Consider the following 26,188-nt stretch of genomic DNA (forward strand, 5'->3'; position numbering starts at 1 on the left):
TATTTGAATTTGAAAATAGGATTGATAGATGTAGACAGTCATAATTTTCCCAACCTTTGCTTGATGAAGTTATCCGCGTATCATAAGGCGGCAGGCGACAAAGTGGAATGGTGGCGACCGTTCAGACGGTACGATATTGTCTACAAAAGCAGGGTGTTTACAGACACCTATTCCAAAGATGAAATAACCGTCAGGAACGCAGCGCGGGTTATCAAGGGAGGTACAGGCTACGGCGCAGATAACGCCTTGCCCTATGACGTGGAGCATACCCGCCCCGATTATTCTCTTTATCCGCAGTTTTCTGGCACAGCTTATGGCTTTTTGAGCCGTGGTTGCCCCCGAAATTGCGGATTTTGTATTGTTAGCGGCAAGGAGGGGCGCAAAAGCGTAAAGACCGCCGATCTCTCCGAATTTTGGGACGGACAAAAGGAAATCAAGCTGATGGACGCAAACCTTTTGGCTTGCGCCGACCATGAAAATCTCATTGAACAGCTTGCACAAAGCCGCGCATTGGTAGATTTTATGCAGGGGCTTGATATTCGTCTTGTCAACCGGGACAACATTTCCCTGCTCAACCGTGTACGGACAAAGGCGGTACACTTTGCATGGGATAACCCCAACGAAGATTTAACCGGGCATTTCCAGCGTTTTTTAGATTTTACCACCGTTAAAAGCAGCCGAAACCGCCGGGTATATGTGCTGACAAACTACGGCAGCACTCACGAACAGGATTTATACCGCGTGAACACCTTGCGGGCTATGGGCTTTGACCCCTATGTGATGATTTATGAACGCCCCACCGCCCCGCCTATCACCCGCCACTTGCAGCGTTGGGTGAACAATAAACGGATTTTCTACACTGTGAACGATTTTAGCGATTATCTCCCTGCAAAAAGGAGGCATGACTAATGGCGTATGTACCTGTACCAAAAGATTTGTCCCAAGTCAAAACAAAGGTCATTTTCAACTTGACGAAGCGGCAGCTTATTTGCTTTGCGGCAGCCCTTGTAGTAGGACTACCGCTTTTCTTTTTGCTCAAAGGCAGCGCGGGAACCAGCCTTGCGGCTTTTGCCATGATACTTGTCATGCTCCCGTGCTTCCTGTTCGCCATGTATGAAAAACACGGGCAGCCCCTTGAGGTGGTATTGAAAAATGTTATTCAGACCAAGTTTATCCGCCCCAGGGAACGCCCCTACAAAACCGAAAATTTTTACAGCCTGTTAGAAAAACAAAGAAAACTGGAAAAGGAGGTTTCAGCTATTGTCAAACGCACACGCCACAAAGACGCGGGAAACAGCAACAAAGCCTAAACGCAAGCTGACCCGCGCAGAGAAGAAAGAGATTGCCGCCCTTATCCGCAAGGCAAAGGGCGACGGAAAGCCCCATACCGCACAGCAGACCATTCCCTATTTGCAGATGTACCCGGACGGTATCTGCAAGGTTACGGAAAAGAAATATTCCAAAAGTATCGCCTTTGAGGATATTAGCTACCAGCTCGCCGGGAACGACGACAAGAACGCCATTTTCGAGGGGTGGTGCGATTTTCTCAACTACTTTGACGCTACCGTATCGGTGCAATTTTCCTTTATCAATCAGGGGACGCAGCACAGCGACGCGGAAAAGGCGATTACGATTCCAGCGCAGGACGACGCTTTTAATTCCATTCGCACCGAATATGCGGACATGCTCAAAAACCAGCTTGCAAAGGGCAACAACGGCCTTGTGAAACAGAAATATATTACTGTTTCCATAGAAGCAGAGAGCTACACGGCAGCCAAAACGCGGCTTGCCCGGATTGAAACCGATATACTGAATAATTTTAAGGTACTCGGCGTATCGGCAAAGCCTATGTCCGGCTATGAGCGGCTAAAAGCCCTGCACGGGGTGTTCCACCCGGAGGGCGAGCCGTTCCAGTTTTCTTTTGATTGGCTTGTCCCGTCCGGGCTTTCCACAAAGGACTATATCGCCCCGTCCTCTTTCACCTTTGGCGAGGGGCGATATTTCCGCATAGGTAAAAAAATCGGTGCGGTGTCGTTTTTACAGATACTTGCGCCGGAACTGAACGACCGGATTTTATCGGAGATTTTAGACCTTGAAATGGGCGTAATCGTCAACCTGCATATTCAGAGTATCGACCAGACCGAAGCGATCAAGACCATAAAGCGCAAAATCACCAACCTTGATAAAATGAAAATCGAGGAGCAGAAAAAGGCGGTGAGAAGCGGTTACGATATGGATATTATCCCGTCCGACCTTGCCACCTACGGCGACGACGCAAAAAATCTCTTGCAGGATTTACAGAGCCGCAACGAGCGAATGTTTCTACTGACGTTCCTTGTCGTGAATATTGCCGATACACGGCGCAAGCTGGAAAATGACATATTTGCGGCGGCGGGCGTGGCACAAAAGTATAATTGTGCGCTAACCCGGCTTGATTACCAGCAGGAGCAGGGGCTTATGTCCTCTCTTCCTCTTGGCGAAAACCATATTTCCATACAACGGCGGCTGACGACGAGCAGCACCGCTATTTTTATTCCCTTTATTACGCAAGAGCTTTTTCAAAGCGGCGAAGCCCTTTATTACGGGCTAAACGCATTATCCAACAACATGATACTTTGCGACCGCAAGCAGCTAAAAAATCCAAACGGGCTTATTCTCGGCACCCCCGGCAGTGGCAAATCCTTTGCAGCAAAGCGGGAAATGACAAACGCTTTTCTCATTACCAACGACGATATTATTATTTGCGACCCGGAAGCCGAATATTTTTCCCTTGTGGAACGCCTGCATGGACAGGTTATCCGCTTATCTCCCACGGGAAAAGGCATAGACGGAACACCGCAGTATGTCAACCCTATGGATATTAACCTCAATTACAGCGAGGACGACAACCCCCTTGCCCTCAAATCCGACTTTATCCTTTCCCTTTGCGAGCTTATCATTGGCGGCAAGGAGGGCTTACAGCCCGTAGAAAAAACAATCATTGACCGCGCTGTGCGGAACATGTACCGTCCGTTTTTGGCTGACCCCGACCCGGCGAAAATGCCGATTTTGGGCGACCTGTACGACGAACTGCTCCGGCAGCCGGAGCCGGAAGCGGCGCATATTGCGTCCGCGTTGGAGCTTTATGTTTCCGGTTCTCTCAATGTTTTTAACCACCGTACTAACGTACAGCTTGACAATCGCCTTGTCTGCTTTGATATAAAGCAGCTTGGGAAACAGCTTAAAAAGCTGGGTATGCTCATTGTGCAAGATCAGGTGTGGAACCGCGTAACCGTCAACCGGGCAGAGAAAAAGACAACCCGCTATTACATGGACGAATTTCACTTGCTCTTAAAGGAAGAACAAACAGCAGCGTACAGCGTGGAGATTTGGAAACGCTTTCGGAAATGGGGCGGTATTCCAAGCGGCATAACGCAGAATGTGAAAGACTTGTTGAGCAGCTATGAGGTGGAAAATATCTTTGAAAACAGCGACTTTATCCTTATGCTCAATCAAGCGGCAGGCGACCGGGAAATCCTTGCACGGCAGCTTAATATTTCCCCGCAGCAGATGAAATACGTTACCCACACCGAAGCAGGCGAAGGGCTTATTTTCTATGGAAACGTCGTACTTCCCTTTGTAGACCATTTCCCCAAAGATACCGAGCTTTACAGGGTAATGACGACAAAGCCGGAGGAAGTGGGCGAAGCATGAAAATAGCGCGCATACAGATTGGAGGTGATAGCGATTGAGCGATCAACAGGAAAAACAGGAGCAGCAGGTACCGCAGCAGAGTACAGCCGCCGCCGAGCGTATTTTAGAGCATGTGGACGCGGCGCATACCCGGCATAAAAGCAAAAAGGCAGCGCGAGAGTTGCAGGAAGAAACCACCCTACATATGAAATCGTCCCGGCTGCAATTTACCGACGAGGAACGCGCCGCACCGGAGCTTGCAAAGTATATCCGCAAATCCGATAAAGCCGCCGACCGTCTGGACGCGGCAAGGGAGAAAATCCCAAAGCAAAGGAAACTTATCAAGGAGCGCACCTATGACGAGGCCGCCGGGAAAGGCAAAACCCGCTTACGCTTTGAAAAGCAGGAGAAGCCCGCCCCAAACGATAAACAGCATAAAAATCCCTTGTCCCGCCCCGTACAGGAGGCGGGCGTTTTTGTTCACAATAAAATCCATTCGGTTGAAAAGGACAACGCGGGCGTTGAGGGTGCGCATAAAGCGGAAGAACTTGGAGAGCGCGGCGCACGGTACGGGGCGCGAAAAATCCGGCAGGGCTATCATAGCCGCAAGCTCAAACCATACCGGAAAGCCGCAAAAGCAGAAAAGGCGGCGGCAAAAGCGAATGTTAAAGTAGAGTACCGTAAAATTTTGCGGGATAACCCACAGCTTACGTCTAACCCCGTATCGCACTTATGGCAAAAGCGGCAGATTAAAAAGCAGTATGCACAGGCATTGCGAAAAGGCGGGACAACGGGCATTAGAGCCACCGCAGCGAAAATGCGTAAATTGGCGCGGAAAGCCGCAGAAGAAACAAGGAAAAAGGTCATGTTTGTGGCGCGGCACCCGGTAGGCGTGGTAATCGCTATTGGCGTACTGTTGCTTTTCATTATGATTTTCGCAGGACTATCCTCATGCGCGTCCATATTTTCCGGCGGTGCTTCTACGGTTGTAGGAACGTCATACGTTGCGGAGGACGCGGAGATGATCGGAGCCGAACAGGACTACGCGGCGTTGGAAGCAAATTTACAAAACGAGATTGACGCTATCGAGGAAACGCACCTCGGCTATGACGAGTACCGTTACGACCTTGATACAATCGGACACGACCCCTATGTGCTGACTTCCATTTTAACCGCGCTGCACCTTGACTACACCCGCGCAGACGTACAGGACACGTTGCAAATGCTCTTTGAAAAGCAGTATATTTTGACGCTTACCGAAGAAGTGGAAACGCTCTACCGCACAGAAACGCGGACAGGTACCCGTACCGTGATTGACCCGGAAACGGGCAAGGAAACCACTGAAACCTACGAATACGAGGTACAAGTCCCTTATGATGAACGCCATATCTTACATGTGTCGCTGGAAAATTTCGACTTATCCCATTTACCCGTCTATATCATGGACGAGGAAACCCTATCCCTGTATGCTACCTATATGCAGACATTGGGAAACCGCCCCGATTTATTTCCGACCAGCAGTTACCCGAACGCTTCTACTATCAAGGAGCCGACCTATTACGAGGTACCACCCGAAGCGTTGAAAGACGCTACCTTTGCGGCAATGCTGACCGAAGCGAAAAAGTATATCGGCTATCCTTACGTTTGGGGCGGCAGCAGCCCGGCAACGTCTTTTGATTGCAGTGGCTTTGTATCGTGGGTAATCAATCACAGTGGTTGGGACGTGGGGCGGCTTGGCGCGCAGAGCTTATATAACATCTGCACCCCCGTAACGGCAGCGCAGGCAAAGCCCGGCGACCTTATCTTTTTTCAAGGCACCTATGACGTTTCCGGCGTTTCACACGTCGGTATTTATGTGGGCGACGGTATGATGATACATTGCGGCGACCCGATTTCCTACGCAAATATCAATACGAACTATTGGCAAGAACACTTTTACGCCTATGGGCGGTTACCGTAAAATTGAAAGGAGTTTTTTATTATGGCAAACAACAAAATTGACCGTATCGACCGGGAGATTGAAAAGACCCGCGAGAAAATCACCGAATATCAAAACAAGCTCAAAGGGTTGGAAGCGCAGAAAACCGAAGCGGAAAATCTGCAAATCGTCCAGCTTGTGCGTTCTATGCGTATTACCCCGCAGGAGCTTAACGAACTGCTTTCCGGCGGTACCATTCCCGGCATGACCGCAGCAGACTATGAAGAACGGGAGGACAATGTAAATGAGGAATAAGCGATTTTTCCGCAGCTTTTTTGTAATGCTTGCCGCCCTTGTCGTTTTGGGCGGCTTTTCTGTTACCGCCTACGCATATAGTGGCGAAGAAGCAAACAGCGAAACCACCGTACAGACAGAGGCCGAAACCACCACGCCCGAAGCTGCCGAGCCACAGGAGCCGGAGGCCAACGAAGCACAGGAACCGGAAGAAGAAACCACGGGCGGCGTGGAACCCCAGCCGCTAACGCCGGAGGGCAATATGAGCCTTATCGACGAAATACAGGGCGAAGCGTCCGAAGATAAAGAGTTTATTGTTGTGCAGAGCAAGGGCGGCAATTACTTCTATATCGTGATCGACCATGCGGCGCAGGGGGAAAACACCGTCCATTTCTTAAATCAGGTGGACGAGGCCGATCTCATGGCGATTATCGAGGACGAAAACGGGCAGACGCAGGAAACCCCGGACGTTTGTACCTGTACCGATAAATGCGCAGCCGGAAACGTGGATATGAATTGCCCGGTATGCACTGTCAATATGAGCGAGTGCGTGGGCAAGGAAGCCGCAGCCGAAACGCCGGACGAACCGGAGCAGCCGGAAGAAAGCGGCGGCGGTATCGGCGGTATTATCCTTTTTGCCGTTGTCGCGCTGCTTGGCGGCGGTGGCGCGCTTTATTATTTTAAGGTTATGAAGCCGAAGCAGGCGGCAAAGGGAAACACCGACCTTGAAGATTTCGACTTTGACGAATACGAGGACGAGCCGCAGAATGAGGACGACCAACCCGAAGCAGACGACAAACAGGAGGACGAGGAATGAGCTATACCCTTGTAATTGCAGAAAAACCCAGCGTGGCGGCGAATATCGCCGCCGCACTCGGCGTTAAGGAAAAACAGGACGGATATATGGAGGGCGCGGGCTATCTCATTTCATGGTGCGTCGGACATTTGATAGGGCTTGCAGAAGCCGCCGCCTACGGCGAACAGTATAAAAAATGGAGCTATGACAGTCTACCCATTCTGCCGCAGGAATGGAAATACACTGTCGCAAAGGATAAAGACAAGCAGTTCAAAATCCTAAAGGAGCTTATGCACCGCGCCGACGTTTCGGAGGTTGTCAACGCTTGCGACGCCGGGCGCGAGGGCGAGCTAATTTTTCGTTTCGTCTATGAAATGGCGGGCTGTAAAAAGCCTATGCGCCGCCTTTGGATTTCCTCAATGGAAAGCGAAGCAATCCGGCGCGGCTTTGAAAGCCTAAAGGACGGACGGGAATATGACGCGCTTTTTGCGTCTGCCCTATGCCGTGCAAAAGCCGATTGGTTAATCGGTATCAATGCCACCCGCCTTTTTTCTGTTCTATATCATCACACCCTGAATGTGGGGCGCGTCCAAACCCCTACCCTAAAAATGCTGGTAGACCGGGACGCAGCGATTACCCGGTTTAAGAGAGAAAAATACTACCATGTGCGCCTTGCAATCGGCGGCGCGGAAGCGGTTAGCGAAAGGATTTCCGACACTCAAAAAGCAAAGGTGCTGAAAACGGCTTGCGAAACGTCGCAGGCCGTTTGTGTTTCCGTCGTCAAAGAGAAAAAGGCCATAACCCCGCCAAAGCTGTTTGACCTAACGAGTTTACAGCGAGAAGCAAACCGCCTTTTCGGATATACGGCAAAACAAACCCTTGATTTGGCGCAAGCCCTGTATGAAAAACGGCTTTTAACCTATCCGAGAACGGACAGCGTATTTTTAACCGACGATATGGGCGATACGGCGGCGCAGATCGCCGCGCTGCTTTGCAGCAAATTACCCTTTATGGCGGGCGCAGAATTTAACCCCGGCGTTTCCCGTATGCTTGACAGCAAAAAGGTTTCCGACCACCACGCTATTATCCCTACAATGGAGCTTGCAAAGGCCGACTTTGCCGCGCTGCCGGAAAGCGAGAGAAATATCCTGACCCTTGCCGGGGTACGCCTGCTATTTGCCGCCGCCGAGCCGCATATCTACGAAGCGGTTACGGCGGTTTTCTCATGCGCCGGTACCGAGTTTACAGCAAAGGGAAAGACCGTGCTTGCCGCCGGGTGGAAAGAACTGGAACGGCGGTACAGGGCAACCCTAAAAGCAAAGCCCGACGCCGACGAGGACGAAGCCGCCGGGCTTGCGTTAGAGGTGCCGGATTTTGCAGAAGGACAGCAATTTGACAATCCCGCCGCAACGGTTACAGAACACGATACAACACCCCCGAAACAGCATACCGAAGCGACCTTGCTTTCCGCTATGGAGCGCGCCGGAAATGAAGAAACCGACCCAAAATACAGGGCTCCCGCAAAGTCGCAAGACTTTGTGGGAAAAGGAGGAGCAACGGAGCAAAACGAATACCCGGCTTTAGACGGGTGTAGTGAAGCGGAGTTTGCGACGACGCAACGCCGGGGACTTGGCACCCCCGCCACCCGTGCCGCGATTATTGAAAAACTTATCAAAGGCGGTTTTATCCAGCGCAAGGGCAAACAGCTACTTCCCACCAAAGACGGAAACAATTTAATATGCGTCCTGCCGGAAACGCTTACTTCCCCGCAGCTTACGGCTGAGTGGGAAAACAAGTTGACGCAGATCGCAAAGGGAACCGCCGCGCCGGAGGATTTTATGCGCGGCATTGAAGATATGGCGCGGGAGCTTGTGAAAACCTATCCTTTCCTTTCCGATAAAGACAAGGGGCTTTTCAAAGAGGAAAAACAGGCAATCGGCAAATGCCCCCGTTGCGGCGGCGACGTGTACGAAGGAAAGAAAAACTATTACTGTTCCAACAAGGATTGCGCCTTTGTCATGTGGAAAAACGACCGCTTTTTTGAGGAACGCAAGATTACCTTTACCCCGAAGATTGCCGCCGAGCTTCTAAAAAGCGGCAAGGCAAAGGTGAAAAAGCTGTATTCCCCCAAAACGGGCAAAACCTACGACGGGACAATCGTTTTAGCCGACACAGGCGGTAAATATGTAAACTACCGGATTTCCGTTCAGAGGGACAGAGAAGTTACGCAGCAAGCATAGGAAAGGGGTACCCTTTCCGTAAAAATCCCCGTTTTCGCCTGCCAGCGATTGCGGGGATTTTTGCCTTTTGGGATAGTCCCAAACCCTTAAAAATATGAAAGGACGTGATTTAACAATATGCCGTATTCCTCATACGACCTTGATAAATTAGAAACCGCCTCAAATATGTGGATAGAACGGCGGATATATTTTAACGCGAAAGACGGGGATATTGCCCCTTATACTTCCTTACCGATTGCACAGCTACTTACTATGCGAAAGGAAAGCGCGGCGGCAGAACAGACGATTTTTAACCGATTGGCGGAACAAGCCGCCGCATGGGAAGAACAGGCGGGGAAAACGCTTTTGTATGACAGAACGCTTGAATATGTGAGAACGCCCAACGTTCAACATACCGCTAACGAATGGCAAAAAAGCGAATATGACCGATATACCCGCAGCAACCGCGTATATCAAATGAGTTACTACATTTACGAGAATACCCGATATGACAGAGAAACACAAAAATCTATTCCCTATTCATGGACGCTGACATGGAGCGTGCATACCAACAGCCCCAGCAAAAACGGGCAAGCGAAGATTGCCGGACAGGACAGAAAAACCTTTAGCGACAAGGCGGCTATGGAGAAATATCTAAACGGACGTATCAAAGCATACGACCACTTGTTTACAGAAATTTCCCCGCCTATCCCGCAGGAATACGCCGAATATTTCAAGGTAAATGGACAGCTTATGCCAGATTACAATATTGAGGGCGAAGAACCCCCACGGCAGCAGGCAACCGTTATTTCTGAACAACCGAAGAAACAAGAACACATAGACGGGGAATTTTCTATTATGATTAGCAACCGCAGCCGTTTTGAAGCGGGTGACGGGGGCGGCTATTGGTTGGATTTGCCCGCCACAAAGGAGCAGCTTCAGGTCGCTATGCAAAGCGTCGGCATTACCGCCGACAACCCGCAGGATTTCTCTATTCGCGGCTATTCCGACGACCCGGACAAACATATTGCCTTGCCTTATGAAATGGTATGCGCCGCCAACGTGGACGAACTCAATTTCCTTGCGGCACGGCTTAATCAGATTGACCCCGCCGAGCTTGATAAACTGAACGCGGCGGCGCAACGGCAAAACGGCTTTGAGAATATAGGACAGATTATTGACTTTACCTACAATGTAGATCATTTCGTACATATCCCCGAAGTACGCACATTCCGCGATTTGGGCGACTATTACCTCAATCAATCCGGCATGGTACAAATGCCCGACGAATGGAAAAACGGCGTTGACCTTGCAGCCTTTGGAAAAAACGCCGCCGAGCAGGAAAAAGGCGCGTTTACCGAATACGGGTATATTGTGGAAAGCGGCGACGAGTGGGAGCGTCATTTTGAGGGGCGCGACGTGCCGGAGGAATACCGCATTATGAGCTATCCCCAGCCGGAACAAACCGCAGATTTGAACGCTGTCGCTCCAGAGAAAGAAGCGGCGCAGCCCAACGAGCCGCACCCTGTTACGCCGATTATCCTTTCATCAGAAAAGCCCGACGACAAAATGAGAGAGATTACTGACCGTTTGGAACAGGGTATCGCTGGAATATTTGAGAGTGAACGCTACGCCGAATATTTGAATACTATGTCAAAGTTTCACGATTATAGTTTGAACAACACAATTTTAATTGCCATGCAGGGCGGTAATCTTGTAAAGGGCTATCGGCAATGGGAAAAGGAATTTGACCGCCATGTAAAGCCCGGTGAAAAGGCAATTAAAATACTCGCCCCCGCACCTTATACTGTAAAAAGACGGGTGAAAGTGCTTGACCCGGAAACAAAACAGCCAGTGATCGACAAGGACGGAAATTCTGTAACCGAAGAACAAGAAATTAAAATACCGAATTACAGGGTCGTTTCCGTCTTTGACGTATCGCAGACAGAGGGAAAACCATTACCGGAATTAGGCGTTTCCGAACTGCTTGGCGACGTGAATAATTACGAGGATTTTTTTGCAGCCTTAAAGCGCACTTCTCCCTTTGAAATTAGCTTGGAGCCATTGGAACCGGGGACAAACGGACGCTGCCTGTATAATGAACGGCGCATACAGATTGACGACAAAATGAGCGAGATACAGACCATAGAAACCGCAATCCACGAAATAGCCCATGCAACGCTGCACGACATAGACCGGGACGCGCCGGAACGCCCTGACCGCCGCACCCGCGAAGTACAGGCGGAAAGTATTGCTTATACCGTCTGCCAGCATTACGGGCTGGATACGTCGGACTACTCTTTCGGCTATGTTGCCGGGTGGAGTAGCGGGCGCGATCTTGCAGAACTGAAAAGCTCCCTTGAAACAATCCGCAGTACCGCCGCTACTCTTATTGAAACCATTGACGGGCATTTTGCGGAAATCCAAAAGGAACAGGAAACACAAAAAGAAACACGGGCAAGCCTTGACCCAGTTATCCAGCCCGTTGTTACGGTGGTATGGAGTGAGAGCGACGAACTGCAAGACGGTATCAAACTACCCCTTTCCCGCGCAAATGAGATTTTCCGAAGCCTTGACGCCGATAAATACGCAAAGTTTGGCGGCAGATTGTATGACAAGACGAGATTTGAAATTGATTATACCTTAAACGGCGAAGCAGGGCATTATGAAGGGCAACAGGATTTTGGCGACGGGGACGGTTCTTTGATTGAACATATCGAGAAATTCCATACCGGGTATGCCCAGGACGAAGAATATAAAAACCGTTTGCTTCACAATGAAGGACAAGAAGCTATGGAACAGACGATTGCAGGGCATGAGCAAGTTGTAAACGAGTTTGTCCTATATCTCAAATTGCATGACAGCCTTTCTCAAATGGAGCAGGCCGCAATACAGGCTATGAGGGGAACGGATAACCTTACCCCCGCAGAAACCGCCTATTATGAAGCCCTGCAACAGTATGTGGACGATTGCCGGAAGTTGCTTAATCAGGGAAATTATATCTTGCCCGCCGCCCCGCGCCTTTCCGATTTTGACCCGGAGTTGCAGGAATACAAACAGCACGTCACAGACGAGATTACGCAAGAGGCCGCCAGCGCGGGCATGACAGTGGAGGAATATGCGGCAAACGGCTATGAGCCGCGCACCCCTACGCAGGAAACGCCCGTATTTGATACTCTACCGCCCGAACAGCAGCAAGCCCTTTCCGATACAGTAAAGGACACATTGCAAATGCTCATTGACGCGGATATGGCGGCACATGGCGAGGTTACGGAAAGCACCCTTGAAGCAGTTGCAGCGCAGGGCTATTCCTATCAGGACGGGCAGCTTACAAAGCAACCGGAAACGGTCAATTCCTTTGTAGAAAATTCTTTGAATAATGCGGGTATTGAATTTACACATTTTGAAAGTGCCGAACAGTTTAACGCTTGGGTGGAAAACCATGCGGACGCACCCAAAAACGAGCAAGACACAGATGTTACCCCATTACAGAAAAAAGCGGCTGAAATAGCAAAGAAGTATGAAACGCTGTCTATGCAGGATAAAATCAGCGTGATCGCGCAGGCGTTCGGCTGTACGACGGGGAAAATTGAAACGTCCCCTTGTACTGGAAAATGGCGCGGTACAAGCGATATATCTATCCGGTTTGATAACGGTGCGTCCCTGTATATCGGTAATGCTCTCACCCCAAAAGCAAAAACCGTAAAAGTGCAACACGAGTTTATCAGAAATACATTAACGCGGTACAACCCGGAAATTATCAGCGCAGCAAAGGAAGCCGCTATTGGCGCATTGCGGCAGAGAGAAACAAAAGACAACGAGATCGCCATGCAAAAGGGCTTGAAGCCTTACACACTGTTGAATGTCGAGTTTAACGACGGTGCAGACGAGAGAAACGCCGGATATATGGGCTGGTATTATGTGACGATAGCTGTTGACGGAAAAATCCGCGCCCACATGGAAACGGGGTTAAGTTATGACATAGCGGGCGGCAAAGTAAACGAAATTTTTTCAAAAGGGAATTATCATGCAGCAGGGGCATTGAAAGAAACAGATGTGGACTATGTTTTTGACAATGTAGGCTTTTCTACCGCTTCGAGTTTATATTCTTTGCCTCTCCGTGACGATGTGCGGCAGCGCGCGGAAAAGGCCCTTGCAGAACGGGAAACAGCGCAGCAAAAGGTAGCTTTACAGGAAAAGCCCGCGCCGGATATGGATATGCCGCCGAACAAAGACACCTTTTCCATTTATCAATTAAAGGGCGGTGACGAAACACGGGATTTACGCTTTGAGCCTTACGACCGCTTGCAGGCGGCGGGATATACTGTTGACCCGGCAAATTATGACCTTGTTTATACCGCGCCGCTTGCGCCGGACACTTCGCTTGAAGATATTTTTACACGGTTTAATATCGACCACCCGGCAGATTTTACAGGGCACAGCCTTTCCATGTCAGACATTATTGTATTACGTCAAGGGGACAGAGAAACCGCTCACTATCTCGATAGGGGAGGTTATCGACAAGTGCCGGAATTTTTACAGGAACAGCAAAAAACGCTGGAACCGGACGAACATACCACAGGCGAAACAATCCGAACGCCGCGCGGTACGTTCTATCTAACCGATATGACACCGGAGCAAATGAAAACGGCGGGCTATGGCGTTCATCACACGTCGGAGGACGGGCGGTATCTTATTATGACAGACAGTACACGGGCGTTTGCGGTGGAGGCACAGCCGGAAAAGGAAAATCCCTTAAAGCATGTGGAGGACACAATCGAGCAGAACGACAACAGTTTTGACGGGCTTATCAATAACACTCCTACGGTTGACGAATTGGAGCAAAAGGCCAAGGCCGGGGAACAAATTTCCCTATATGACCTTGCAAATGCCATAAAAGACGACGAGAAACGGGGCAAGGCCGCGCAACCGGAAAAGAAACCGTCTATTCTGGCGCAGCTTAAAGCGGCAAAAGAAAGTACCGCCCCGAAAAAGGAAACGACAAAATCTAAAAATCACGATTTGGAGGTATAGGCATGAATAATTTTACCATTGAAGAAATTAACCTTTTGAGCATTTACAACGAAGGCGGTAAACAGGGCTTTGCCGAGAATATTAACGCCGCGCTGCCATATATGGACGAGGATATGCGGGAGCTTGCAAAACGCACTCTTTCCAAAGTGGAGACTTTGAGCGAGGAAGAATATACCGAGCTTGCGGCATTAGCCGCCGACGAGGTATGAGCGAGCGAAAGCGGCTAACGCCGCAGCAAAGCCGCAGGGTAAACAGCCTTATCAAGAAAACGTGTTGCAACTGCATTGACGGGAATTGTATTTTACTGGACGACGGGGAGCCTTGCGTATGCCCGCAGATGATTTCCTACTCCCTGCTTTGCAAATGGTTTTATAACGCTGTACTTCCCGCCGATAAGCTGCTTTATGCCGAGCTATACCAACATGAGGGAAAGCGGCGGTGTACGGTATGCGGCGCACTTTTCGCGTCCAGCTCCAACAGTGTCAAATACTGCCCGGATTGCCGGGGGCGCATTACCCGCAAACAAGCCGCCGAGCGTATGCGGAAAATGCGCGGTAAAGTTACGCAGTAGGGGCGAAAAAAGCCTTGTTTCATGCGGTTTTACAGGTGCAGAAAACAAGTGGCAAGGTGTTTCTACCTTTCCCTCAAAAAACAGCGTTCTACTCCGTAACAAATATTGGAAGCTATACCCATAAGAAAACGGGGCGCGGTGGCCATTCATTGGCTGCCGCGTCCCGTTCTTTTTTTATCTCGAAATAGCAGTAAAAATTTATTCTTTTTTATCTTCGTCCTTTTCCGCGTCCGCAACACCCTTAATCATGCCCGTTACAACGTCGTTTAATTGCGCCGCATTTTGGGACGTAATAATCGGACGCCCGGTGTCAGCTTCAATGGATTTCCGCGTTTCTCCGGCATAGCTGCCGCCGCGCTTCGCAATTTCCTTGCTTTCTTCAAAGCCTTGCGGCTGGTGGACTTTGGATAGTTCTGTCGTTGTCGCTTCCGCAAGCATATTCAGCACGATTTCCATTGTACTCATGTTGTCCCTTAAATTTTCTTTTTTCAAGCCCTTTAGTTTTTTGTATTGCCGCGTTGTCATACCCGACCATGCGCGGGTAATCTCGTCGGTGAGTATCGCATATTCTACGCCCTTTTGTACGCCCCTGTCCTGCCATTCGTCAGTCAATTCCTTGCGGACTTGGATTGCCTGCAACCGTTGGTTTATCCATTCGCGGGTATATCCCTTTTTCAAATAAGTTTCAAGGGCGCGTTCAATCGTCAATTCCGGGTCTATGGTTTCCTCTATCCGTTCCCGTCCGACTTCTGCAAGCCACAACTTAAACGGCTCGGCCTTGGGCGACGGGATAGACTGAATAATACGCAAAAGCTGTTCCGTTGTCGCAACATCTGTTAATCGCTTTTTTCCGTCTGCGGCTGTCATTTTCAAAGCGTTACAGTTTGTAACGGTTTCATTTCCCTCGTCTTTTAAGCGTTTTTTCATCACGCGCCAGTAGGTTTGAGGATTGGGGCTATCAGTCAAAACCGCGACGACATCTACAATGGAAAAATACCATTCTTCCGCTTCCTCGTCCCATGCCGTCCGAATCGCTTTATCTTCAAAAAGCTGTAATTTATCGTTTTCCATTAGTGTACTCCTTTCCAAGCAACCCTGCTCTTATTCTTCTGTCATATTTTGAGGGATTGTACTTTTGCCCACTGTAAGCAGCCGGTAAACCGTCAACGGGATATACCATACAGCTACGGCAAGCCGCCAGATTAAAATGACGCCGCCGATCAACCCGCCAACAATAAAGTTGAGGGCGACAATCCCCACCGTTCCGGCTATGTCGTAGCCATGCGGTACCAGCCATACGAACATGCGGCGAATACCAAAGGGAATACCGCAGCACAGCCATATATAAAAGTAATTTGTCTGTCCGTTTTCCGTAAAAACATTTTTGAACATGAAGAACAGGCATACCGCAATAGCAACGGGCAAAACCGTTTTCTTAAAAAAGTCTTTTACAATCTCTCCGCGTGTCATATTATCCCTCTTTTCTTCCTGCCTGTAATCTTTTGTTATGGATAATGATACCATATAAACGTGAATAAGTCTATTTATCCGCGCTCTGTTTCCTTGCCCCGTTCCAGTTCGTTGCCTTTTCGCAAAATACTGTCTATGTTCCTTTTGATAACGTCGTATTCTTTTACTTTTCGTTTCAGCTTTCCATAGTCGGCATAAAGGGCTTCTTTCTGCTCTTGCAGCTTCCCGTATTCCGCTTGCAGGGTTGCAAGGTTTGGGAGCTTGCCCGAAACACCCACCGCCTTTAGTGCCTTTGCAGCAGCTTCAAAAAGAATGATACTGCTTTCATGTCCGGCGTGGTACTGTTCTTTATCCCTTGCCTTGCGGTATGCGTCATAAATGGGCTTTGTCTTTTGGTAGGTAGTAATGTGCTTTATGAGTAACCCCATATCTGAAAGACGCTTTTCCACGCCCTTTAGCGCGTCTGCCGCCTGTTCGCTTTCTGCCTGTATTTCTGTTATCTTGGCGGTCAAATCCGCATACCGTTCAATCCTGTTTTCAGTTAGGAAATTCATGGTTTTTGCCGCCTGCTTCAAGTTGTGGATTTTCGCCCATTGCTCATAGCCCTTGCTTTGTTGCGCCATGATACTGTTTTGCAGATCAACGAGCAGCGAAACGCCGCGTTCTGTCTTTGGAGCTTTGGCGGCGCGGGTGCGCTTGCCGCTAATTCGTTCTTTCAGCGCGTCCTCTGTATAGTCTGCACCGAGCGTTTTCAAACGGGTAAACCGTTCCTGTCCCGGTACGCGGCAAGAGATATATTTACCCGTCTTTATCTCATAGCCCGCCGTTTGCAGGCGGGAAATCAATTCCTCAAAATCAGACACAGCCGAAACGAGCGTATCAATAGCGAGCTTCAATTTTGCCTTTGCGTTTTTCTCTTTCTTATACTCCGCATAATTCTTGCCCTTGCTGCCTTTCTCCGGTACAAGAACGGATAACCCATTTTCCCGGCACAGCTTGTCACTCATATTCCGTATGCCGTAATAAGTGCGCTTGTTGGAATTATACTTGTGATAATTTACGAAGTTGACCGCACAAAAAATGATGTGGTTATGGATATGCCCTTTATCAATGTGCGTTGTCAAAACGTATTCAAATTGCCCCTTTGTTACCGCGTCGGCAAGCTGTTTCCCGATTTCATGGGCTTTCTGATAATCAACTTCTCCCGGCTCAAAGGATTGTATCAAATGGTGGGCTAAATTATTTCCTTTCTCTAACGCTTGCGACAAAGTAAAACCGAACTCAATATCTGCCGTTTCAGCCGAGCAGCCGAACGAGGACACAAGCATTTTTTCGTCTGTTTTCTCCGGGTTTTGGATATAGTCAAGAGCTTTTTTCAGCGTGCTTTTAATAGGCTTAATCTTTGTAACCGCCATATCTCCGATAACGCCCCCTTTATTTCCGCTATATCCTGCTCATAGACGCTGCCCGTCGCATTGACCCGGCGGGCTATTTGGTTGACATTTACCCCGATTTTCTGTATCTCGGCGGTCATGGCCTTTATGTCGCTGTGGTCTACTTGAATAATGTACCCGTCGATTGCCATTTTTCGTAAATAGGCTTCCATGTTCAGGGTAGGGACAAGCTGCATTTTTCGCTCAATTAAAGCTCGTTCTTCCTCGGTTACTCTGAATTTAATTTGTACCGTCCGTTTTCTGCCGCCCATGTGTAGCTCCTTTCTGTTCGAGGGTTTGGGACACTTCCCAAAAAGTAATTTTCAGCCGACGCGCAGCCGGGCGAAAATACGGAAAGGGTACCCCTTTCCTATGCTTGCTACGAAACTCTCCCTATACTTCCTACGACGGTACAAATGCACGTTTTACCAAACCAGCGCAAAAGAAAAACGCTGCAATCTGTAAAGATTACAACGCTCTCTATCAATCTATTTTACCGACTTTTTATTCGTCCTCTTTTTCAACTTCCGCTATCTCTTTTGCCGTAGCGGTTACAATCCGCAATCCTGTATCGCTCATGCTGTCGAGCAGCGCGTCAAGCTGCCGCCGCCCGGTTGACTTCTCGGCGGTATCGTCCGGGAAAAAGAACTGATCGACCGATATATGATACCGTGTCACAAGGTCATAGAATACCTGTAAACTCGGCTGCTGTCCTTTATTTTCAATATTCGCAAGATAGCGCGGAGAAATATATAACTCGTCGCTTACCTTTTTCCGGCTCTCCCCATATTCTTTTCTTGCGTCTTTTATGGCGGCTCCAAAAGCCTTAAAGTCATACATTGGCACTGGCCTTTTCATTTTTATTCACCCTACTACATTTTACAGTTCACCTTTCTTTTTCGGATATGTCTACATAGTACCTATTATTAGCTTAAATAATTCTATTTTTTTACAAGGTAGCCTTGATGTTGTTTTAGCAAAAAGTTATAATATTCATAGTGTTTCCTGCTTCATATATACTCCAGATTCCATTGATAAAATAAATCTATTAGTAATTAAAATTGTGTCTGTTACATGGAGGTTTCATATGAAGATAAGTAATTGGGATGAGGCGAAAAATCAATTCAAAACCGGTCTTCCGGCATTCTTTATGCTCGCAGGATTTGTCATTCTTTTTGTTGCAGTTCCGAGCCTGTTTAACAACTTAATAGATTATCGGGAACAACTCAAACAAGTAGACTGGATTGTCACGGACGCAACGGTACGTAATGTGGAAATCAGGACAACAACGGGAAAGAGGTCACACTCCAGATCTTCCTATCATATCGTTTACTATGAGTATGAAGTTGATAATCAGATTTACACAGAGGTGTTTATAGATTCGGGCAAATCTAAAAAAATCGGCGAATCTTTTGAAGTTAAATATAATCCCGAAGCCCCGGAAGAATCCACTTACATATTGGAGCCAACTTTGTCATTCATTGGAAATTCTGCTATCTTTGTAGCCGTAGGGTCGGCGTTGGTGGTCTTTAATATTATATTGCTGAAAAAAATGAATAAGCGAAAGCAGAAAAAAGCGCAATCCCCTATGGAAGAATAACAAGCTGTATGGAGCGTAAAACATGGGATTTCCTTGAAAGGTGCGAATCATTTTATGACAACACAAATATTGAATATTGTATTTTCCATTATCCTGTTACCGGTTAACTTTTGCTGTGCCTTTTGGCTTTTCAGAGAGGCTATGAATTTAACGGGCATGACATTCAAAGAATTTTTGACGTTTACTTCTGATGTGAATCTCGAAGGCGCTTCGCCACAGCGCAGAATGCGAAAAAGGCAAAGGTTTTTGGTTGCCTTTTTTCGAGAAAAAAGCTCTGATCCGAAAAAATCCATTCGGCTTCTGTGGATATTCGGAATATGCACGCTTCCTGGCGCCGCTGCAATGCCGCTTGCAGTATATTCCGCCTTGAATCCTGAAAATCTAAAATACGCTTTTATCGGAAATCTGCTTCTTGTTCTTATCAACATCATTATTGTTATCAGCGGAAAAATTTACAGAAAGAAACATCCGCTTGATGAGGCAATGGCTGAAAAACTGGAAGCCAAGCATTCCAAAGAAAAAGAAGAAGGAAAAAAGAACCGCAGAAAAAACATCATCGTTTATTCCTTTGTCGGCGCTTTTTTCTTCGGCATTTTGCTTTTCTTTATGCTGCTGATTGCCGGGGTGGATTTCACGCATATTGGGACACACGGCTTGTCAGGCAAGCCCACCTATTCTAACAGCATAAGCCGTGAAGATGTGAACGCTGTACTAAAAGAAAAGGGCTATGAAACAGCAGAAATTCCGGTAACTTATTGGGATATTGATGAAAACAAACTGATGTATGTATGCGCCGGCGTTAAAGGCGACAGCAAATTTGAATATTATGAATATAATAATGGCGAAACAATCGATCTCGTATACAATCAGATTTCATACAACATTTCGCCGGATATGGAACCAACGGAGCGAAAAAAACATGAAACAGAACTTTCCAACGACAATAAGATGTTCACAATAGCCGTAGACGGCGTATATTATCTTGTTTTGTATCAAGGCAACATGTTAATTTACGCCTATTCGCCTGAATCCTTAGATGAAATCAATGATATTTTAATTAAACTCGGTTATTTGAACAGTCAATAATATCTGGAGGAGCGTTTTCGTGGAAAAGAAAAAGAGTAAAATTTCATTTTGGGGTGTTATTCTCATTTGTTTCGGTATTGCTTTTTTGATTATAGGAATCACGGGTTATCTGCAACAGCTTGGACAAAAAGACTGGCCTATGGAAACTGCAACAGTAATTAACGTAGATCAACGTACCGAAAGTAGCGGCAGCCGCCACGGTTACCGTCACCGCCGCACGGTTTACGATATTACATATCAGTATGAAGCAAACGGAAATGTTTATACAGGCGAGATTTTGAAAAGCAGTACACCAAAAAAGCTTGGCGAAACTTTCTCAATCAAATTTAACCCTGATACGCCAAATAGTTCCGTGGAATACACAGAACCTTCTTTGGTTCCTGTTCTATCAGGGTTAGCCGCTTTTATTGTGTTTGGTTTCATCGGTTTCCGTATGATTCAAAAGTCCTTCACAAAAAAATAAATTTCATATTTTGTAAAACGACATATAAAAGATGAAAAAGCGACATCATAGTTATCCCCCAAAAATGAGGTAAAACAATGGATATTCATATTTTAATCATAGAGGACGATAGTTCTATCCGCAATACGGCGAAAGCCTTTTTGGAACGTAACGGATTTATCGTCGATACTTGTGAAGATGGCTTGCAGGGCCTTACGCAGTTTTTCGATCAGAGCTATCAGTTAGTCGTTTTAGATATTATGCTGCCTTCCATGAATGGAATGGAAATTTTGCAGGAAATACGGCGGGAATCAGACGTTCCTGTTTTAATGATGACAGCACTTGATGATGAAAAAAACCAGTTAAACGCATTTGCGTATCAAGCGGACGATTATATTACAAAGCCTTTCTATATGAATGTTTTAGTAAAACGTGTAGAAGCAATCCTACGCCGAATTGGTTTACTAAAACAAGAAATCAGAATAGGGAAAAGCCTTTGCCTATATCCGGGCAGCAAAAAGGTTACTTACCGTGAAAAGGATATAGAGGTAACCGCTAAGGAATTTGATATTTTAGTTTTGCTCGCACAAGCAAACGGCAGCATAGTGACAAGAGAAAAAATGATTACACATTTATGGGGATATGATTTTGAGGGAAACGAAAGAATTATAGATACTCATATTAAGAATTTACGCGGTAAATTTCCATGTGCAATTATTCAAACTATAAAAGGCGTTGGGTACCGTTTGGAGGACAGTTTATGAAAAAAATGCGTATCGGCATTTTAGGAAAAACGCTTCTATTTACCTTTCTCCTTGTTCTGGCTGTTTCCGCTTTTATCGTAGCTGCTTTTTCCTCGCAATTTTTGCGATATGCCGAAGAAAATAATGCGTTCAAACGAGCCGACCAAAAAGCACAGCTTATTTCTAATCTGAATCATCAAACAAGCGAAAAGGCGATAGAGTATCTAACAGATTACCAGCAAAAACACCCTGATTCGCTTTTTTTGCTTTTAGATGAACATTCTGACTCTGTATTATGGTATTCCGATAAATTCTCGATTGTTTCAGTAAATACCCCACAGATGGGAAATGTCCTTTTGATTTCCGACCAGTTATCCAAAATAGATTTGGAGCAGGCGGCAGCTTCTTTGCAACAAGAAATTACAGCTTCCACAGGGGAAGAATTAACCGCTATCAAAGAGTTCTCCCAAAATCACCCGGATATTACTGTTTTGAATCGGAGTGGTTTGGAAAATCAATCGAATTGGGATATTCATTATGATGAGAATGGAAACCCTATGTTGGAACCGGCGATCTCCGGTTGGAGCAGTTCAACTTTAGACAATTACGAGCGTTCAGAAGAAACGATTATTTCGAAAGATGGCACATACCGTCTTTTGATACAGCAAGGGATTGATAAGCAGGAAACCATTAAATCGTTAATGGAAATTCTAATTAAAGTTTTGGGGATTTCTATTATTCCGGCTTTTCTCGGTTCTTTCCTGTTTGCTAAATTGATAACCCGGCCTGTAAAGCGGCTTGCAAAACAGACCGAAAAGATGGCGGACAGGGAGCAAATTACCAATGGCAAAATAAGCCATGATGAAATAGGAGATTTGACAAAGGACGTATATTCGCTTTACAAGCAATTAAACCGTACCATAGAAGAATTGGAGAACGAAATGGAACTGGTAAAGCGAATGGAAAACAACCAGCGAAACCTGTTTACGGCAGCGTCACACGAGATGAAAACGCCGATTGCCGCCATTAGTGCTTTGTTAGAGGGTATGCTGGAAGAAGTGGGAGACTATAAAAATCACCCAAAATATTTGCGGGAATGTTTGCGTATTACGGATTCCATGAAAAAACTTATTGCGGAGCTATTGGAAATTGTACGGTTAGAAGAAGATCAGACACCCATTCAGATGGAGACAATTAAACTGTATGACCTTCTTTCCGAAAAGCTCCCCCTTTATCAAGCGATTGCCGAGGGGAACAAACAAATTTTAGAAATCAGGGTATCAGAATCGCAAACTTGTATTGCTGACAAAATCCGGTTGAGCCGTGTAATGGATAATGTGATATTGAACGCCCTGCAAAATACAAAATCTCAAAAAAAGGTGCGCGTTTGGACGGACGAAAATACAGACGAGATGATTTTGAATGTTTGGAACGAGGGCGCAATAATCCCACCGGAGGAAATCAAAAATTTGTTTGAGCCGTTTTTCCGAATGGATAAAGCTCGTAGCAGAAAAGACGGGCACAGTGGTTTAGGGCTTGCAATTACAAAACGGTTGCTTGACAGTATGAATATTCCTTTTTCGTTAGGCAATTCAAATGGTGGCGTGCTGTTCCAGATAAAATTACACAAATAATCAGAACGAGGTATGACTAACAATCATACCTCGTTCTTCATATATACTCCAGATACACATGATATATTTAGGACGAAAGGTCGTGAATCTATGAAAAAAGCACTTTCTTTTGTAGTCATTTTATTCCTTATACTTTGTACGATGGGCTGTCAAAATCAGAAACAGAAACAACCGGACGATATAGAAAACAGCAGTTTAACACAGCAACAAGTAGAGCAGCCGGGAGAAAACGGGGAAATACAGCCGTTAAAAAGCGGTAATGACAAAGGTTATTATCTGGTGGAACAATCCAACGATCAGAATTTTAATTTAGTCTATATCGACTATCAAACAAAGCAAAAAGTCTTTTTGTGTTCCAAACCGAATTGCGAACACAATAACTCGGCCTGTACGTCCTATCTCGCAGGAGGTAACAGTTTTCAGAACAGCAGCAGCGTTTCAAACGACTATGCTGTTTATTGTACCGACCGCGAACTGTATCTTTTTTATATGGGCGGTTCGGCATTTTTTTCAAATGGGAATCCGCCTGCCATTTACCGAATGGATTTAGACGGAGAAAATCGGGACGTAATTTTTACGGCAGAATCAGGAACACAGTTTGACCGGTATATTACGCCCTACACGGACGGAAATAATTTATACTTTCAAACACAAAGCATAGGGGCTTCCGAGCCGAACGAAGATGGAGTTGTCGAACTTGGTAAATCTGTCGATTCCCTAACCTGTTTGAACCTGACAAGTGGTAAAAGCACAAATATATTGGAAATGCAGAACCGCAGTTTATTAGCTGGTTATCAAGACGGTTTTATTCTTTCCGAAACGGACGAACTTCCGCAAGATGTCACGGAGCCTGAAGAAATTGACAAAGCTCTTGCAAATCAAAAAACACGTATCGTACTGTTTCGCCCAGATACACAAACAAGCACCTTGCTTTATACAGCAGAGCCGGGAGCAGAGTTATGGAACAGCGTCCGATATGGCAAACAATTATTTTTTATCCATAAAAACAACATTATGTCGCTCAATTTAGAAAACAAGACCGCCGAGCCTGTTGTGATGGGGCTTACAGCGACCCCGGCACTAAAACAATGCTATGACGGGCAGTTGTATTTTGAAACGCGGGATAACGAAAACAAAGCGGCGGCGTATCGCTATGATTTAGAAAACAAAGAATATGCACCTATTCAGCTTATGACGAACGAACCGGGAGCCGAACCCGTTTCCATTCTTGCCGAAGCTGGTAACGATTACTTGGTAAACTATCGTTGCGACCGCATACGTGATGAAAAAGATTCCGTTATGATTGATGAAAATGGTACGGAACATCACTTCCCGTCCTATACAACTACGAAGCGTTATTATGCGCTCATTGCGAAATCCGATTATCAAAACAGCCATGTGGAATATAAAGAAATTTCAGAGAGGTAAAAGCCTATGCTGGTAGCTGAAAATCTTTCAAAAAGTTATAAAGGCAAAAAGGCGCTAACTTCCATTAGCTTTACTTTAGAAAATGGCATATATGCGCTGCTTGGGCCAAACGGCGCGGGAAAATCCACGTTGATGAATCTATTAACCGATAATTTAACAGCAGATTCCGGCAAAATTTTATGGAACGGGCAGCCGATTTCAAGATTAGGACGGAGTTATCGAAAAGTGCTTGGGTATATGCCGCAGCAACAAGGACTTTATCATGAATTTACCGGGCGGCGTTTTTTAGCTTATGTTGCAGCCCTCAAAGGTCTGCCGAAAAAAACAGTTCCGCGCGAGATTGAACGGGTTTCCCATTTGGTAAATCTGGGGGATGAATTAGATAAATTACTGGGGGCTTATTCCGGTGGAATGAAACAACGTATTTTGATCGCACAGGCAATTATGGGAAATCCCGAATTGCTCATATTTGACGAACCAACCGCAGGGCTTGACCCATACGAACGGGTGCGTACCCGCAATTTATTTACCGAATTAGGGAAAGAACGCATTGTTTTAATTGCCACGCACGTTGTTTCCGATATAGAAACGATTGCAAATCAAATTATGTTACTGAAAAAAGGAAGTTTAGCAGCGTACAATACGCCCCAAAATTTGATATTGCAGTATTGTCCCGGCGGCAGCATGGAAGATGTTTATCTTCGCTTTTTTGAAAACGAGGTGAATCAGTATGCTCTCCATTCTACGCTGTGAAACTGCAAAGGTATGGAAAAAGCCTTTTTTGCTTACCTGTGTTTTCGGTTTGCTCGTTATCAACATTCTTTTGTTGTGGTACGCAAGTAGCGATTGCTCTGTTCCTGTTTCCGCCTATCAAAAAGTTGCAGAAGAATTACAGGATTTAACTCCCGACGAAAGGGCAGATTTTATTGAGAAACAGCAAGAACGGGCTTCTGCTTTGTATGCGCTCGAACAAATTGACTTAATAAAGGCGGGAATGGGTGAACTTGGTGAAACACAGATCACCCGCCTAAAAGAAGAAAATCCAAACTTAGAAAACTACCGTGAGGAATATCAAAACGGGGTTACTTTGCAATACGCAAATTCCATTGAAGAAGAAAAAACTTTGTGGGATAAAATAGGCGCAGATTCCGTCACGAGGGAAGAATATGAAGTCTTTTTGTCAAGCGTCAGTGAAAAAGCGGAAATTTTATCTAGCATTTCTATTTTTGGGGATTCAAGCGTAGATTCTTACGAGCAAGAATCTATGAAGCAAACGGCAAAGCAGTACCAGCAGTTAGACAATGTTGTTGTTTCGCCCGGACAGTCGAAGGGCTTTTTATCTACAACAGACAGTATCGCAACAGATTTGATTCTTTTGCTATTATTATTGCTCTTTGCCGCAGTTTCGATTTTTGACGAAAAACAAAAGGGATTATTTTCTCTCATTCGTTCTATGCCGAACGGACGCGGGAAAACGATTGTTTCAAAAATAGTCGTACTAATCGTTTCGTCAGGATTTTTCACCGTGTTATTTTGGGGTAGCAATTTTATTTACTGTTTTTTTACCTTTGGTATAGATAACTTTGCCCGCCCCATACAGTCTATTACTGCTTTTATCGGCTGTCCCTATCCGATTTCCATAATCGGCTATTTCGTCATTTTCTTGTTCACAAAATGGTTTGTTTACACGATTTTTAGTATGAGTGTTTTACTGACTTCCATTTTATTTGAACGGGTTAGCACTGTGGGATTCGTAACTACGGCTCTATTGGGAATCGAAGCCTTTTTCTATTTTGGAATCGAACCGTTGTCCCCCTACTGCCTGTTATGAATTTTCAATGTTTTTTC

The 26,188-nt window shown here is 46.4% G+C and carries 23 protein-coding genes; 18 read left to right on the forward strand and 5 right to left on the reverse strand.

The features are described from left to right. The first annotated feature begins 9 nt into the window (after positions 1–9). From DPQ25_RS05930 to DPQ25_RS05980, 10 genes are all read left to right on the forward strand, one after another. Entirely contained in the window at positions 10–909 is a 900-nt protein-coding gene (locus DPQ25_RS05930) for a radical SAM protein (protein WP_177576891.1), read from the forward strand. Then, the gene (locus DPQ25_RS05935; RefSeq protein WP_112332245.1) at positions 909–1,310 is read left to right on the forward strand and encodes a PrgI family protein; all 402 of its coding nucleotides are present in this window, start codon (positions 909–911) and stop codon (positions 1,308–1,310) included. Before DPQ25_RS05930 ends, DPQ25_RS05935 begins: the two co-directional genes overlap by 1 nt. Beyond that, positions 1,261–3,693, forward strand: a complete 2,433-nt coding sequence (locus tag DPQ25_RS05940) for a VirB4-like conjugal transfer ATPase, CD1110 family (protein ID WP_112332246.1) — start codon at positions 1,261–1,263, stop codon at positions 3,691–3,693. The genes DPQ25_RS05935 and DPQ25_RS05940 overlap by 50 nt, the downstream gene beginning before the upstream one ends. Positions 3,694–3,877: 184 nt before the next feature. Further along, positions 3,878–5,632, forward strand: a complete 1,755-nt coding sequence (locus DPQ25_RS05945) for a C40 family peptidase (RefSeq protein ID WP_242978247.1) — start codon at positions 3,878–3,880, stop codon at positions 5,630–5,632. A gap of 21 nt (positions 5,633–5,653) precedes the next feature. Beyond that, positions 5,654–5,905: a DUF4315 family protein gene (locus tag DPQ25_RS05950; RefSeq protein ID WP_112332248.1), complete on the forward strand. Its 252-nt coding sequence runs from the start codon at positions 5,654–5,656 to the stop codon at positions 5,903–5,905. After that, positions 5,895–6,701, forward strand: a complete 807-nt coding sequence (locus tag DPQ25_RS05955; protein ID WP_112332249.1) for a DUF4366 domain-containing protein — start codon at positions 5,895–5,897, stop codon at positions 6,699–6,701. The genes DPQ25_RS05950 and DPQ25_RS05955 overlap by 11 nt, the downstream gene beginning before the upstream one ends. After that, on the forward strand, positions 6,698–8,920 hold the full coding sequence (locus tag DPQ25_RS05960) for a DNA topoisomerase (protein WP_112332250.1): 2,223 nt from the start codon (positions 6,698–6,700) through the stop codon (positions 8,918–8,920). The genes DPQ25_RS05955 and DPQ25_RS05960 overlap by 4 nt, the downstream gene beginning before the upstream one ends. A gap of 117 nt (positions 8,921–9,037) precedes the next feature. Then, positions 9,038–13,933: a YodL domain-containing protein gene (locus DPQ25_RS14905; RefSeq protein WP_207657295.1), complete on the forward strand. Its 4,896-nt coding sequence runs from the start codon at positions 9,038–9,040 to the stop codon at positions 13,931–13,933. Positions 13,934–13,935: 2 nt separating this feature from the next. Further along, positions 13,936–14,142: a transposon-transfer assisting family protein gene (locus DPQ25_RS05975; protein WP_112332251.1), complete on the forward strand. Its 207-nt coding sequence runs from the start codon at positions 13,936–13,938 to the stop codon at positions 14,140–14,142. Beyond that, positions 14,139–14,504, forward strand: coding sequence for a cysteine-rich VLP domain-containing protein (locus DPQ25_RS05980; protein ID WP_112332252.1), 366 nt, complete (start codon positions 14,139–14,141; stop codon positions 14,502–14,504). Before DPQ25_RS05975 ends, DPQ25_RS05980 begins: the two co-directional genes overlap by 4 nt. A 198-nt stretch (positions 14,505–14,702) precedes the next feature. On the opposite strand, the gene DPQ25_RS05985 is transcribed toward DPQ25_RS05980, so the two are convergent. The 5 genes from DPQ25_RS05985 to DPQ25_RS06005 all read right to left on the reverse strand — a co-directional run bounded on the left by DPQ25_RS05985 (position 14,703) and on the right by DPQ25_RS06005 (position 18,265). Next, positions 14,703–15,575: a BRO-N domain-containing protein gene (locus DPQ25_RS05985; protein ID WP_112332253.1), complete on the reverse strand. Its 873-nt coding sequence runs from the start codon at positions 15,573–15,575 to the stop codon at positions 14,703–14,705. A 30-nt stretch (positions 15,576–15,605) separates the two neighbouring features. Next, positions 15,606–15,974 (reverse strand): DUF6050 family protein, encoded by a 369-nt coding sequence (locus DPQ25_RS05990; RefSeq protein WP_112332254.1) that lies wholly within the window; start codon positions 15,972–15,974, stop codon positions 15,606–15,608. Between the two features lie 74 nt (positions 15,975–16,048). After that, positions 16,049–17,389, reverse strand: a complete 1,341-nt coding sequence (locus DPQ25_RS05995) for a relaxase/mobilization nuclease domain-containing protein (RefSeq protein ID WP_112332255.1) — start codon at positions 17,387–17,389, stop codon at positions 16,049–16,051. After that, the gene (locus DPQ25_RS06000) at positions 17,350–17,679 is read right to left on the reverse strand and encodes a plasmid mobilization protein (RefSeq protein ID WP_112332256.1); all 330 of its coding nucleotides are present in this window, start codon (positions 17,677–17,679) and stop codon (positions 17,350–17,352) included. Before DPQ25_RS06000 ends, DPQ25_RS05995 begins: the two co-directional genes overlap by 40 nt. A 232-nt stretch (positions 17,680–17,911) precedes the next feature. Further along, positions 17,912–18,265, reverse strand: a complete 354-nt coding sequence (locus tag DPQ25_RS06005; RefSeq protein ID WP_112332257.1) for a helix-turn-helix transcriptional regulator — start codon at positions 18,263–18,265, stop codon at positions 17,912–17,914. Positions 18,266–18,494: 229 nt separating this feature from the next. Here DPQ25_RS06005 and DPQ25_RS14630 point away from each other — a divergent pair, with 229 nt between their 5' ends. From DPQ25_RS14630 to DPQ25_RS06045, 8 genes are all read left to right on the forward strand, one after another. Beyond that, the gene (locus DPQ25_RS14630; protein ID WP_177576863.1) at positions 18,495–19,007 is read left to right on the forward strand and encodes a DUF3592 domain-containing protein; all 513 of its coding nucleotides are present in this window, start codon (positions 18,495–18,497) and stop codon (positions 19,005–19,007) included. Positions 19,008–19,061: 54 nt separating this feature from the next. Continuing rightward, positions 19,062–20,093: a hypothetical protein gene (locus DPQ25_RS06015; protein ID WP_112332258.1), complete on the forward strand. Its 1,032-nt coding sequence runs from the start codon at positions 19,062–19,064 to the stop codon at positions 20,091–20,093. 19 nt (positions 20,094–20,112) lie between these two features. Then, positions 20,113–20,556, forward strand: coding sequence for a DUF3592 domain-containing protein (locus DPQ25_RS06020; protein WP_177576864.1), 444 nt, complete (start codon positions 20,113–20,115; stop codon positions 20,554–20,556). Between the two features lie 77 nt (positions 20,557–20,633). After that, complete coding sequence (locus DPQ25_RS06025; RefSeq protein WP_112332260.1) at positions 20,634–21,299, forward strand: response regulator transcription factor; 666 nt, start codon at positions 20,634–20,636, stop codon at positions 21,297–21,299. After that, positions 21,296–22,912: a sensor histidine kinase gene (locus DPQ25_RS06030; RefSeq protein WP_177576865.1), complete on the forward strand. Its 1,617-nt coding sequence runs from the start codon at positions 21,296–21,298 to the stop codon at positions 22,910–22,912. Before DPQ25_RS06025 ends, DPQ25_RS06030 begins: the two co-directional genes overlap by 4 nt. 90 nt (positions 22,913–23,002) lie before the next feature. After that, positions 23,003–24,340 carry a hypothetical protein gene (locus DPQ25_RS06035; protein ID WP_112332262.1) on the forward strand — a complete coding sequence of 446 codons (1,338 nt, stop codon included), beginning with the start codon at positions 23,003–23,005 and terminating at the stop codon, positions 24,338–24,340. Between the two features lie 6 nt (positions 24,341–24,346). After that, a complete protein-coding gene (locus tag DPQ25_RS06040) occupies positions 24,347–25,093 on the forward strand; it encodes an ABC transporter ATP-binding protein (RefSeq protein ID WP_112332263.1) in 747 nt (248 codons plus the stop codon). Next, positions 25,071–26,171 (forward strand): MFS transporter, encoded by a 1,101-nt coding sequence (locus DPQ25_RS06045; RefSeq protein ID WP_112332264.1) that lies wholly within the window; start codon positions 25,071–25,073, stop codon positions 26,169–26,171. The genes DPQ25_RS06040 and DPQ25_RS06045 overlap by 23 nt, the downstream gene beginning before the upstream one ends. The last annotated feature ends 17 nt before the right edge of the window (positions 26,172–26,188 follow it).

Origin of the sequence: Hydrogeniiclostridium mannosilyticum (assembly GCF_003268275.1) — a bacterium.
In the GTDB taxonomy this organism is placed as follows: Bacteria; Bacillota; Clostridia; order Oscillospirales; family Acutalibacteraceae; genus Hydrogeniiclostridium; species Hydrogeniiclostridium mannosilyticum.